Here is a 13470-nt window from a genome sequence, read left to right as displayed (position 1 = left end):
CATTTCAAATAACCTACTGTAAGATACGAAAAATTTCCTGACCGGGCAAATTTCGGGACAACCTTTACCAATGTCAAGTCCCGGAGTGATTTGCTCCGGTATCTGATAAAAAGTTTTGGTTCAAACATAGTTAAGTTTGTTTCTCCGTAGTTCTTTGAGTAAAATTATATAAACCCGTTGGCGGAATTAAAATTACAAAAGATTTATGCATAAAAAGTTATGCATAATACTAATTATTAACACATTAATGGTTTCCGATCAATTAATAGCTAATTCATATATGCACAACCTATATGCAATATTCGCAAAATTTCGCGACATCTGCAAGCAGTTTGCAGGGAACTTGATCAACGAAGAATATACCTCGATGTGGTGTCGTTCCCAGATTTTCCGACTTGGAAGTGGTTGCTCTCAATATGGCTTCTGAATCCATTGGTATTGACAGCGAATCCCTTTTATTCGTTAAACTGAGAGAATATAAATCTGAGATTCCTCATTTAATATCTCGTCGGTAATACAATGGCAGACGAAAGTTCACGGCTTCTCTTTGTGCTGCCATTCGAGAAAAGATGGCAGCAGCTATTGATGGTGGTGAAGACTACTTCTGTATAGATTCAAAACCGATAGAAATCTGTCGTCCTGCCTGTGCCAAGCGATGTTCCATGGGCAAAAATGAAATAGAAAAAGCTCCTTCGTTTGGATATTGTGCATCACAAGGAGTTTATTACTACGGTTCATTAGTGTCCACTAAAAAATCATAAGAGTTCTTTGAAATTATTGAAATTCAAATTGTTATAGCAGATTTTGAGGCGCAACGATTTGAAATTACTTTTGCAGTCTGAATCAGGCTGTTATGAATAAAGACAAATATGTTTTCGCCCAATTAGTCGGCTTCCTGGACAATTTTAAGTTCCTCCGCATTGTAAAGAAGTATGAAGGCGACAAGTATATAAAGAGTTATACTTGTTGGAATCAACTACTTACGATGATGTTCGGACAGCTGTCAAATCAAGAGAGCCTGCGGGATCTCATTGTTGCGATGGAAGCGCATGCCGGAAAACTTTATCACCTCGGCATCGGCAAATCCGTGACCAGAAGCAATCTTAACAAGGCTAACGAGCAGCGCAACTACCGCATATTCGAGGAGTTCGCGACCGACAGTAGTGATGCCAAAGAACAAAAAAATAACATTACCTTTACGGAACGATTTCGGGATTTGCCGTGATCCCAAAATCGTCCCGAATACAACCTCTGACACAGTTTATTTTACGATCCCATCAAGTTGAAGAATTCTTGCACATTCCGCTCCGATTTAGGGCAGACACATTCCTCGAACTTCATTCCGTCATTGAGACTGCCAAGAAGCACAACCATACTTCTTTTAGTGCCATTCAAGCCTTGTTTGAGGTCTGAAACCTTGACATGCACCTACCGCTGAATAGTTACTAAAAAACATTGATTATCAATCATGCGTAAATTTGCGACATATCTGTCGGCAATCGTGCTGCTGACGGCCTGCATAACGAATAACCGGCAGAATAACAGAATTTTATACGTTTCGATACAACCGCTGCAAAGTCTTGTGGACAGCATTGTCGGCGGAGATTTCGAAGTCGAAGTACTCGTGCCCGCCGGAGCCAGTCCCGAGACGTTCGAACCTACGCCCAGACAATTTGTGGAGCTAAACAAAGCACAACTTATTTTCAATGTGGGACTTATCGACTTCGAAACCTCGCTGTTGGGCAAAATCGAACAACAGGAGAAAGTCATCGACCTGAGCCGCGGAATCGACCTGATCGAAGGCTCTTGTTCGCACAGCAGTCACGGACACAATCATACGCACGGTGTCGATCCCCATGTCTGGACCTCCCCGAAGGCGTTGCAGAAGATGGCAGCAAACGCTTTCGAAGCCATTCGCAAAGCCTATCCCGATTCGGTGAAATACGAAACCAATTATAACCGGTTGCAGAAGGAGTTACAAGCATTGGACGCTCGCACGGCGGAGAAAATCGCACGGAGTGGCATCGAATATTTCATCGTCTACCACCCCGCCCTCACCTATTATGCCCGCGACTACGGACTGCGGCAAGTCGCCATCGAAGCTGACGGTAAGGAGCCCTCGGCCAAGCAGTTGACGGCGATCATCCGGCAAGCCCGGGAGGATGGAGTCCGCCGGATATTCTACCAAAAGCAATTCCCGGCATCGACCGTGGAGGTCATAGCCCGAGACATCGACGCCGAATACGTAGCGATTGATCCGCTGGACCGGGACGCCATAGTGAACATCGACACGATAACCGACTTAATCTCCGCAAAATGAATCTGGTAACGATGCGCGACGTAAGCGTCGCATACGACGGATACGAAGCCATTCAGCATGTCGATCTGGAAATCGGCGACAACGATTTCCTGGGTGTCATAGGTCCCAACGGTGGCGGAAAGACGACGCTCGTGAAAGTCATACTCGGAACCGTGCCCCATACGGGCGAAATATGTTTGGCGCCGGAGTTGTTCCGAGGCAAGGAGCGGCTGATCGGCTATATGCCGCAGCTGTCGGATTTCGACCGGGAGTTTCCGATCTCGGTGCTCGAAGTCGTGCTGTCGGGATTGCAAGGCTGCCGCGGGTTCCGCTCCCCCTACACCCGGGAGGACCGCGAAAAGGCGATGGCGCTGCTAGCCTCATCGGGGATTGCCGAAACGGCCCGCCAGCCGATCGGAGAGGTGTCGGGCGGCCAGATGCAGCGAGCACTGCTGGCCCGGGCCGTGATCTCGGACCCGAAGCTGCTGATTTTGGACGAACCCGCGAATTTCGTGGACAACAAGTTCGAGAAAGAGCTTTACCGCACGCTGCACGAACTGAATACGCGCATGGCAATCGTCATGGTGTCGCACGACATCGGCACGATCACGAGTGTCGTGAAAGAGATCGTCTGTGTCAACCGCCGCGTGCACCGTCATCGCTCGAACGTGCTGACCGAAGAGCAGCTGCGCAACTACGACTGCCCTATCCAGCTCGTTTCGCACGGCCACATTCCCCACACCGTGCTGGAGCACCACCCGGGGGACGGATGCTGCGACCACGATTCTGTCCGATAACGACCACCGCGACAATGGTCATACAGCCGGGCGCATTAGGGCGGAGAATGCCTCCCTGCGGCGTTATTCGTTTATATCTTTCACGCAGCGCACGCCGCCATAATTGCCTGTGCCGGTCAACAGATACAGCACACTGTTGCCTTGGCTGACGGAGAATCCGGGGCGGTTCGAGCCGAACTGGAAACGGGTGCGCGAAAAATGGTTGTTGAGCGTCCAGTTTCCGTCGTTGCCGATTCGGGAGTGCATCAGCGCCAGTTCCCGCTGATTGGGGATGCGGTATCCCGTCGGACAGGGGGAGTCGCCGCTGCTTGCATCGCTTCTCAGCGTCTCCCAGTTATAGGTATTGTTTCCGGATGTCGTGTTCATGACCTCGAATGTCCGCCACGGTTTGTTGGCCGCCTCGCGTTCGTGGTGTTCGGGCAGTTCGGCGGTCTGGAAATAGCCGCGGATGGATTGCTGATCGATTCGGGCAAGCGAGATCCTGCGGGTCATCGCATCGTAGGTAGCCAGATCGTCGGGCTTGACGGTTCCGGCGGCCGTGCGTGGAATTCCTAGATTACGGACACAACGATAATAAACAGGAGTAGAAATCGAACCGGAATAATTTTCGGAAAGTTTTCCGGTCGAGGAGCCTTCGGATGACCATAGGATTATGGGATTGTCATAGCCAAGGTACTTCTCGTGAACCGTACTGCTGGCGAAATACTGCTCCTGCCCCTCTGTCCAGGTCGTTTTCCTGTAAAGCCTGGCTCGCGGGTCGAAGGACCATTCGCCGATCCATAGATCCGTCAACTGGTGGATGGCCGCCAGATACCATTGCACCTCGTTCTCGTCGATCGTGCCGTCGCCGTCGTTGTCGCGGTTCATCCGCAGACATTTGTATTTGGCAGCCTCGTAATCAGACTTCATGGTCCAGGTCGACATCGTGACGTAATCGCTCCAGCGTTTGGTCGTACTGCCGCCCAGCCACATCCGGAGCGTATTCGCACGTCCGTTGTTCGAGTCGTTGTATGTCGGGTTGGAAACGTCGTTCGTGTTTTTTTCGAATGCGACCGGCGTTTCTTCCTGGATCATCTCCGTGCCCCAGGCCGTGAAATTCTCTTCGTCCATGATGTTATACATGGTCTGGATTGAGGACTGGCGGATCGAATAGATGGCGTTGGTCTTCGTGCTCTGGCGATCGGGGCTGTACGCCAGATTCGAAAGGATGTTCATGACCCGCGCCTGCTGGTTGACGAATTTCTTCCACAAGCCGTTCACGGCCGTTTCCGAAGGATCGGTCGGGCTCGTCTCGTAATAGTATTCGTCGACGAATGCCGTGAAGCGCATGTAGTCGCTACTGTCGAACAGGTGGTCGGAGCCCCCGCTTCCGCTGGTACGGTAACGCTCCTTGCAGGCCTGAAGGATATTCACCAGCTGGTCGACATACAGCAGTTTGTCCGTCCCGTTCGCCACGTCAGTCATATAGGTGTCCAGCGAGACCGTCCCCGTGTAGACCGCATCGTTGCCCGGATAGGCGCGGAAATCGGTGCTACTGTAGAAGTTGCTGCTGTTCTTGCTGTTGATCCGGAACTTTATCCACTTGTAGTCGGCCGGATGTTCGCCGGCGGCGCCCCGCGAGAAGGGGGTGTTGACGTCCCAGGTCATGGTCTCGTCCACGTTGCTCTGGTGGAAACTCAGGGTGAACACCTCGTTGTACGCGTCCAGCTCCTTGATCTGCAGCGCCATCACGACATCGCCCTCGGCGCCGGGACGCTGCTCGTCCTCCTCGGTCTTCTTGCTCGAATCGACCTCGATGATGATTTTGTCCACCGACACGATTTTCACGTTATAGGTATAGTAGGTGTTGCGGAGCAAGTTGTAGTCGTCGACGCCTTCCACGCCTCCGAGATGGATCGTATAGACCACATCGGTCGATATTTCCACGCCCGACGACGCGTCCTTGTAGCGTATGTCACCCCGCAACTGGACGCAGGTTCCGGTCTTCGGCGCATAGGTATAGTCGCCGTTGGCGACCTCGATTCCCGCGCCGGTCGGGGTCTTGTCTTGTTTCTCGCGCAGCGCATACTGCTCCTCATAGGTGCCCGCCGTGACGGGAATCTCGGCCCGGGGCGTCAGGACGCTCTCCAGCGAATAGAAGGCGAAGGTCTTGCCGTCCTCCTCGAAATGAGCCCACTCCGTATCGAAGCACTCCGCGGGGTCGGTGCACAGGTCGGTGCGCGAAGCCATCATCCCCGCCTTGCGTGGAACCGACACGACGCGCCAGTCGTCGGAAGTGAAGGTGACGCCCGAAGCCTCGGTGACGCGGAAGCGAATTTTGGAGTCGACGCGTGTCAGCGGCACGGTAGCCGAGACGGGACTGCCGGCCGTGACGGTGACATTCTCGGCGACGCCCGTCATCAGGAAGTTGGTGCCCCGTTCGATGAACTTGCCCCGGAGGTTCACCACGCACGAATCCAACGCCGCACGCGAGGCGATGCCGTCGAGCATCTCGCGGGTAATGTCGACGACCGTATTGTCCGTATTGGCAATGGCGGCCACGCTTTTCCCCGTGCCGCACGTCAGGCCGCCGATGGTTCCGGTCCAGCTCGATGCGCTCAGGCTGGAGATATAGTTGCGGTAATCGACCGACCCGTCCGGGTTGAATATGAAGATGTAGAGGTTGTTGATCCGCTGTTCGTCGGCATCGGCCGACACGGCGCGGGTCTTTACGTCGTTCTGCGAAGAGGCGACGCTCAGCGTCAGCGAGGCAAACTCGCCATGCGTTCCGGGCAATTCATCCTTCGAGCACGCCGCGACGGCCAGACATATCCAAACTATATGGAATAATCGTTTCATAATCGTCAATCGAAATCGGGGACATCAATGGTTTTCTGGTTCCAGTCCTGCACCACACAGGTCAGCGCCATCTCGCCGAACGGGGTGAACTTCAGTCTGAAAACATATCGCTTGCTGGCTTCGATGCTGCCGGAGACGACGAAATCGCCGATATTCCGAACTATTGCAGATTCCCGCGTCACGCCGTTCGACGTGTAGCGGACCGTGACGGTGAGCAGGTCGTCGTCATCGATCTGTTGCGGCCAAAGCATCGCGCAGCCCGTTGCGGAGGAGACCGGCTGGTAGACGGGATAGACGGCAACCAGCGAATTGCCCTGCAACGTGCCGTCCGCCTCCGAGAGCGCGTACTCCCTGTCGGCGGCGTCCGTCGCTAAGGTCTGCGTGATGGCGTCCGGCAGTTCGTGGTGGCAGGTGGCCTTATGCAGGAACTTTCCGAGACGGATTCCGGTTATGCGTATCGACTGTCCCTCGGAGAGCGTGCCGTCGACGCTGGCTTCGAAGACCACGGCCGCCAACGCATGGCGGAATGTCAGCGGCACCCTGCCGCCCTCTTTCGTCCGGTCGAGGGCCGGGGTGCTCAGCAGCAGGTCGCGGTGATCCGCCACGGCGTCGGGAACGGCATAGGTGACGCGCGGAGCGCCTGTCCCGCATGAGACGGAGACCGCCGCATCGGTGTCATACGGAGCATAGGCGAAGAAGCTGACCTTTCCCTGGGGCCAGTATTTCGTCGGAGAATAGGTCCAGTCCCCTCCAGCGGGGCGTGTCACCCGGACATTGTACATGTAATCGGGCTTCGAAGCGGCGGCATCGTAGCTGCCCTGGGGCGAATAGTAGGCGAAAACCCCGAAGTCGGCAAAGTTGCCGTCGTCGGTCTGTACGCCTTTCGTCCATGGAACGGCCGAATCCCCTATCCGGTCGTCGAACCGGATGGCGTCGTCCGCGGGTTGCAGGGCTTCATCCCCTCCCCTGCCGCACGATATAAGAGTCGTCAGGCTGAAAACCGCCCAAAGCCAATATCTTCGTGTTTCCATATCCGTAACTTGTAAATCGTATCGGACCGCCGGGCGGTCCGGTTTGTACTCCGGGAGGGACATTCAACCCTCCCGGAATTTCGTGAGGCCGGCGCATGCGTGCGGCCAGAGCGTCTTAGATCTCCATGTCTGCGTTGGAATCCTCCCAATCCACTACCGACGTCTCGAACAGGATAGGTTCGAGGTTGCCGGTGACGGTCAGCGTATAGGTAATGCGCTTGTTCATCTTCCAGATCTCTTCCCCCTCCGTATCGCCGGTAACTTTCTTGCTGCTGAACGGAACCGTGTAGTCGGCATACGTGTCGGCCGAACCGAACAGATACTGGGGGGTTGCGTTATTATCCTTGTAATAGATCTTGCAGGAAATCGTAAGGGTGCCGCCGGTCATGTCTCCGTCACCGGTTTTTGCAGCGAACTCCTGCGGAAGCAGTATCAGTGCCTTGTCCGCATCATAGAGATTTTTTGCTTCCACATTGGTGATTTCCTTGGTCTCGGGGAAAACTGCCGTATATTCGGTCAGGTTGCCTTCAGTAATGCTCCAGCTGGCAGCGCCGGCGGCCGAGAGGGTGAAGGTGCCCTTCGACTTGAGGTTGCTCAGCTTGATGCCGTTCTCCTTCACGTCGATGAAGACACCGTCGCCCTTGGCCTTGGCCTTGAAACGCACCTGCGTCATCGCGTGTTTGAACTGGAGGGGAACCTTCACGGCCGGACTTGCCTTGGCGACATTCAGCGCCGAGGCGTACATGAGGTCCACCTGGCCGGCATCGTCGGCAGGAACGGTATAGTCCGTCATGATCATTCCGTCGCCCTTCGTATATGCAACCGGAATCGCAACGCCGTTCTTGGTGTAGGGCGCATAGGCGTAAAAACTGAGGGTTTCTCCCTGGGTCGGCCAGTAGCGGATGTCGCTCGTGTTCTTGTAGTCCCATTTCGTGCCGTCGGAAACGATCTCGGTGCCGGCATCGGCCTTGCCCATGTAGGGGCTGTCCGAGGTGCTAATAAAGGCCGTTACGCCGAAGACGTTGCCCGATGCGGCGAACTCGGGGTTGTTGTCGAACGGATTGCCGCGGGTGATGTTCGAATAGGTGTTGAAGCCGATAGCGTTGCCGGCATTGGTCAGGGCGGAGTCGACCACGCTTTCCTTTGCGCAGCCGGCCAGTGCGAAGGCCGCCAGAGCGATGAGAACAGATCTTTTCATTTTTTTCTTTTTTTTATGGTGTTTGTAAAATCATGTTTCGTCGGTTACATCGGGATGTCGACATCGATGTCCTCCCATTCCTCCAGGTCGGGGTCGAAGGCGCCGTCGCCGTTGCCGATCACCTCGGGAAGTTCGATCTCCACCTCGATATGGATGATCTTGTGCGTCGCGCCCTGCGTCACGCGGATGGCATCGGTGACATCGAGCGAGACGGGATGTTTTTCGCCGTTGAGCAGCACGAACTCCATCTCCATCAGGTAGCGCACGCCCGTCTCATCGTGCAGGCCGAACATCGCCAGCTGTCTGGTGATGGTGCCGTTGCGCGGGTCTTCCGCATCGAAGCAGCGGTTGTTCAGCACGAACTCGTGGCAGACCTGCAGCGAATGCGGCTTGTCCGAATCGAGGTAATAGCCGCCCGAAAGATTCTTCAGGTGGGTGCGGGGCGCCCCCGCGGCATATTTGAGCCCCTTGACATGCACCCTGATGTCGGCCACCGAGATGATGCGGGTCGGAGCAGTCTGATAGACTGCCGCCGGGGCGGGTTCCATGCCGTGGGGTTTGGTCCGGAAATATTCGATCATCTTGCGGGTCACCTCGATATTTCGGACTACGCTTCCGGCCACCGTGTCGGGCTCCCCGATGAAGGATTCCGCTCGGGTGCCGCCGCCGAGCGACGTGAAGTTGGGGGACACCGCCCTGCCCATCAGGGCGAAGGTCTCCAGCCGGTCGGTTCCCGCGCTTTCGATATTCCTGTATTCATCCAGCGTATTGTTCAGCACGACAACACTATAGGAGCCTTCGGGCAGTGAGAGGTCCACTTTCCGGGAGTCGTTGCTCCGGACCACGTCGAAAGCCGCGCCGTTGCGGTCGAACACGAATGCCGAAACGCCGTTGGGCGTCAGCCGCGCCGGAGTCCAGTCGGCCTCGATACGGACGGTGGCGCGGTCGACGGTGGCATAATAAAGGTCGTCGCGCCAGCAGGAGGAGAGCGCCAGAACGCCTGCAAGAGCCGATATAATCAGTATGTTTTTCATTTTGCAACCTCCTTTTTTCTGTAATGCAACAGCCATACCAGCGAAATCCGCGCCCTCGTAGGACCGATCCAGTTCAGCCGACGGGTCTCCCACGGGTAACGGACGACCTTGATGTCGCCGTACTTCGTGTCGCGCACTCGGTCGTAGGCCTCATAGTTCGAACGCAGGTAACCGACTCCCAACGTGTATTCCATACGCAGGCTGCGGCTGCGTCCGATGCGGTGCGCATAGCCCAGGCTCAGCCCGGCATCGAAGAAGTCGCCCTGGGAACCGTCGTCGTTGAAGACCTGAAAGTCGAATTTTCCGCCGCCGCCGTACAAGCCGAGGTGCCAGCCCGTCATGACATCTCGTTTGGCGCGGTCGCCCAGCCAATATCTTATTTCGCCATGTCCTGCCAGAAGCTGCATCGTCAGGTCCGACTTGTTGCTCCGCCACCACGGGAACATCCACTCCCCGGCAACGGACCAGCGTTTGCCCATTGGGACTTCGAGCTCGACGTTGAGCGCCGAGGCCAGGTCGAAGAGCAGGTTGCTCTTCACGGCCAGCAGGGGCTTGCGGACGAACGTCGGTTCCATGGCCGGCGACTCCGGAACGGGTTGCGGAGCCGGCATCTGCTCGGTGTCTGGTTCTACGACCGGTCCGGGTTCTGACTCGGGTTCCGGCTCGACCGTCGGTTCGGGCGCATGGGGAACCGACTGGAACACGATGATGCAGGTTGCGCCGGCCCGCAGATAACGCAGATGGTTGTTTACGATGTGCCGCCATGCCGCACCGTCGCCCACCTGTTTTAGCCGCCACTCTTTGGTCGCGGAATTGACGTCCGAATTGATGATCTCCAGGACTCGAGCCCGATGGGGACATCGGTCGTCATCGGCAATCCGTTGGGCCAGGCCCGCCCAATCTTCGCCGATAGAATATATCTGCACCTTCTCTCGCACGATGTCGGGATGCTTCCAATACACATAGGTGCGCGTAGCCCGAGCCCGTTCTTCCGCGAGTTTGATGTTGCGTTCCAACATGCCCTCGGGTGATGCCGACGCGATGATGACAATGGAATCGAGATTATCCCTGACTTCCGGTCTGTTAAGCATGGTGTCGAGTTTGGCGAGCGACTCCTCGTTTGTCAGATACTTCTTTTCGAGCAGAGACCGGTCGAAACGGAAATACAGACGAATGATCGCGCTCGTATCCCTCCGCAGGGATAAATCGGATACGGCATGTTGCGCATGGCTGTCATTCAGACAACAAACGCACGCCAGCATCAATAAGAATATCTTCCGTCGCAACTCCATTGGACCTGTTTCGATAAAGTTTCTAAAAATTCCAATCCATCTCTGCCTTTGAGTTTTTCCTCCGCTCTCTTTTCGCTTTTGTAGGCCCGCATGACGAACCAGCGGGCTGTTTCCGATTCCTTCCGTATTGGGCGAGACGATATCTATACATGTTTATACTTGTTTTTCAATCAATCAGGGCGCATACCCGTAGTTCATGCCAATAGGTGTATTAATATGTATTACAATCGTTTATATCACCCCTCCCGGAATATCAATCATCTATTCCGTAAATCTGTAAACAGATATTCTGCTCGTTTTACGCTCTTTCTCTCCGCAAGAGAAAGAGCGATGGATATAATAGGTTGTAACTATCTGGTAAACAAACGGAAATCACACTCAACGGGCGGTTTATTTATATAACATTGTTGGATAAAAACCTTTCGGCGAGTTCAGCAGCCGAAAATTTCATCCGTTTTATACCGTTATTTCCATTAAATTACATAACTTTGTGTTTGTCAATATTTCTCTTGCGGAGAGAAGCAGTCTGTTTCACAACATTTTTCTTTCTACTCTCCCTATCAATCAGTCGGAATCATCCATCGAAAATGTCTCTCTGCTCCATTTTTACCGGTTGCAAGCCGTTTGCGATTTCCTTTGGAGGATTCCGTCAGCCGATACATCTCTTCATGAGAGAAATAGCGAAATGATTAGCGTTTATTCCCAGCGCCCTACGCACGAAAGCCTCCGAATTAGTTCAACAAATTCTCCCGATTGCTTAACATTTCGAATTGAAATGACCGGGATAATTTTATTTTTCACCGAATTCTGTTGCCGTATTTCATATTTTTCATAACTTTGCGGCAGTGAGATATTTCTCTCATGAAGAGAAGTTGCATCTATCAGTCAATCCGTTAAATGCTATTTTGAGGATTTAGCCGTCGTTTATTTCTTCAATTATCACTACCGAACCACCTATTCCTTCCGGAGAGAGATTTTCCGGTGGATTGATCTGTCGGAAAAAATATCTCTTTCAAGAATAAGCCTTGAAAGAGATTTCCGAATGAAAGCCGGCTGAACAAAAATCTTTGTACGACTACAATGCTTTCAGAATTCGGCTGTTAGCCTTGTCCACAGCCGATGTGTCCAAAGAGGCGAGATAGATCCGCGTGGTCTTCTCCGAATCATGTCCCATCGCCTCGCTGATGATCGCGAGCGGAATGTTTCTGTCCTTGGCGATGGAAGCCCACCCGTGGCGGGCGACGTAGCTGGTCAAGGGTATGTCCAGTCCCAACCGCTCGCCTAATTTTTTCAATTTGTCATTGACCAGATGCGCCGCATTCTTGTACTGCCGGCGAGCGTCGGCATGCATGTCCCGAATTACCGGCAGCAGATAAGGAATGGCGTTCGTATCATATTTATCGACGATCTCCTGCATGGGTTTTTCCCATTTGACGAACAACTGCTGTCCCGTTTTCTGCCTGCGGTAAGAGAGTATGCCGTTTTGCAGGTCTTTCTTCTTCAGGTAAGCCATGTCGATGAACGACATTCCACGGGTATAGAATGAGAACATGAAAATGTCGCGGGCGAAATCCATCGCCGAAAACAGCGCCAAATCCAGATCCCGGATCTGGCGGATGACTTTCAAGGGTACAGCCCGCTTGACCGTTTTGCCAATGCCCGTGTAGACATACTTGAACGGATCGCGCTGCACGGTCATTTTCTTCTCGACGGCCCGGTTATAAATGGCACGCAGTCCCCTCATATAGTAGGAGGAGGTATTCGGGCATACACCTCTCGATTTGAGATAAGTCTCGTATTCGATCATCAGGTCGGAGTCCATCTCATCCCAAGACACCTCGGTATTCCTGCGGAAACGCCCGAAGCTGTTCAAGACGGTCGTGTAACGTTCGCCCGTGCGGATTTTCCCGATCTGTCTCAACTGCCCGACAAGACTCCGAGCGAAAGAGAAAAAGCCTCCGGCATCCGAAGGCGTAAGATAGCGTGCGACCACATCCCCGGCAGTATAACTTTCGCCCGTATGCTCCAACCGGGAGATAATGCACTCCAGGCGGGCGATGTCTTCTGCAATCCGGCTTTTCAATGCGACAAGGTAAGCGTGTCGGGGTCCTTTGCAATCCGGCCGGAGCAATCCTGCACGCAGAGCGGCCCATTCCGACGGTAACAGTTTATGGCCGCTGTTGATCTGTCGGGTTACACGGTTATGCATGATCTGATAATACAGTCGGCCTTCACGATCCGCAACGGACGAGGCCCGGAATTTTACTTTTACGCTTGCCATACGTTTGTTGTTGTTAAAGTTGCCGGGCCAAGGTAACGAGCAAGCGTACAATTCTATATTGGAATCCGATAACGCTGCCGGTCGGGCGACAATCCAACTCTTATATTCGCAATCGCTCCTTAGCCTGTTTTGCAAGGTTGAGAATCTCAAGACTCAGAGCTTTCAGCTCGCGGGTCCGTTGCTCCAGCATAGCGATCTGATGCGGGATAGCAACGTTGGAAAAGTGTGCGTTGATGGCTTTTACAATCTGGTTATAGTTGTTCCCGAACTTTTGAAATTGGAAATAAAAATCATTCAGCCGGGCGATAAACTGCGTCTTTGACGGGTCGCGTTTGATGACGACGAACTCTTCGGCGAAGATGCGTTTGACGATAAACCGACTGCGGTTATGCTCAAGTCCGGCTTTGCAGAGCAACTCGTTGAAGCGGATGTTTTGCTCTTCATTGAGCCGGAAGGAGTATTTATAACTCGGAGTTCGAAATTGTTGTGTGTGTTTTCGGTCGGTATTCATAATATCGGTTAAAAAGGCGTTCGACTTGGGAGAACGCCCGGCCTCGCAGAGCGGGCACCTTTCGTATGCCGAAAAAATTTTCGGCATACGAAGGTACAGCTCGCTCCCATCTGGCGATGGGAAAAAGCCGCGCCGGAGAACTGCTATCGAAAGTTTGAAAACTCCTCCGCTACGGCTTCCGGGACTGGG

Annotated in this window: 10 protein-coding genes and 1 pseudogene; 4 read left to right on the top strand and 7 right to left on the bottom strand. The window is 53.8% G+C overall.

From position 1 onward, the window contains the following. Positions 1-205: 205 nt before the first annotated feature. From BHV64_RS08435 to BHV64_RS08420, 4 genes and pseudogenes are all read left to right on the top strand, one after another. Positions 206-734, top strand: a pseudogene (locus BHV64_RS08435) (IS982 family transposase); the annotation flags it as partial. A 119-nt stretch (positions 735-853) separates the two neighbouring features. Further along, positions 854-1225, top strand: coding sequence for a DUF4372 domain-containing protein (locus BHV64_RS08430; RefSeq protein ID WP_438263814.1), 372 nt, complete (start codon positions 854-856; stop codon positions 1223-1225). A 243-nt stretch (positions 1226-1468) separates the two neighbouring features. Next, on the top strand, positions 1469-2320 hold the full coding sequence (locus tag BHV64_RS08425; RefSeq protein ID WP_288115731.1) for a metal ABC transporter solute-binding protein, Zn/Mn family: 852 nt from the start codon (positions 1469-1471) through the stop codon (positions 2318-2320). Beyond that, positions 2317-3096 (top strand): metal ABC transporter ATP-binding protein, encoded by a 780-nt coding sequence (locus BHV64_RS08420; RefSeq protein ID WP_195636871.1) that lies wholly within the window; start codon positions 2317-2319, stop codon positions 3094-3096. The genes BHV64_RS08425 and BHV64_RS08420 overlap by 4 nt, the downstream gene beginning before the upstream one ends. Before the next feature lie 63 nt (positions 3097-3159). Here BHV64_RS08420 and BHV64_RS08415 read toward each other — a convergent pair whose 3' ends face one another. The 7 genes from BHV64_RS08415 to BHV64_RS08385 form a co-directional block, all read right to left on the bottom strand. Then, complete coding sequence (locus BHV64_RS08415) at positions 3160-5934, bottom strand: fimbrial protein (RefSeq protein ID WP_254886407.1); 2775 nt, start codon at positions 5932-5934, stop codon at positions 3160-3162. Positions 5935-5939: 5 nt separating this feature from the next. Continuing rightward, complete coding sequence (locus tag BHV64_RS08410; protein WP_195636869.1) at positions 5940-6965, bottom strand: fimbrillin family protein; 1026 nt, start codon at positions 6963-6965, stop codon at positions 5940-5942. A gap of 115 nt (positions 6966-7080) precedes the next feature. Then, entirely contained in the window at positions 7081-8163 is a 1083-nt protein-coding gene (locus BHV64_RS08405) for a fimbrillin family protein (protein WP_195498333.1), read from the bottom strand. Between the two features lie 44 nt (positions 8164-8207). Continuing rightward, positions 8208-9197 (bottom strand): DUF5119 domain-containing protein, encoded by a 990-nt coding sequence (locus BHV64_RS08400; protein WP_288115730.1) that lies wholly within the window; start codon positions 9195-9197, stop codon positions 8208-8210. Next, on the bottom strand, positions 9194-10288 hold the full coding sequence (locus tag BHV64_RS08395; RefSeq protein ID WP_254886408.1) for a DUF3575 domain-containing protein: 1095 nt from the start codon (positions 10286-10288) through the stop codon (positions 9194-9196). The genes BHV64_RS08400 and BHV64_RS08395 overlap by 4 nt, the downstream gene beginning before the upstream one ends. Before the next feature lie 1276 nt (positions 10289-11564). Beyond that, on the bottom strand, positions 11565-12770 hold the full coding sequence (locus BHV64_RS08390) for a site-specific integrase (protein ID WP_217727769.1): 1206 nt from the start codon (positions 12768-12770) through the stop codon (positions 11565-11567). A 100-nt stretch (positions 12771-12870) separates the two neighbouring features. Continuing rightward, the gene (locus tag BHV64_RS08385; protein WP_026318417.1) at positions 12871-13281 is read right to left on the bottom strand and encodes a mobilization protein; all 411 of its coding nucleotides are present in this window, start codon (positions 13279-13281) and stop codon (positions 12871-12873) included. Positions 13282-13470 lie beyond the last annotated feature (189 nt).

The sequence above is a fragment of the Alistipes sp. 56_sp_Nov_56_25 genome (genome assembly GCF_001915285.1).
GTDB lineage: Bacteria > Bacteroidota > Bacteroidia > Bacteroidales > Rikenellaceae > Alistipes > Alistipes shahii.
Note: the sequence above shows the minus strand (reverse complement) of the source record. Positions and strands in the feature narration are given on the sequence as shown.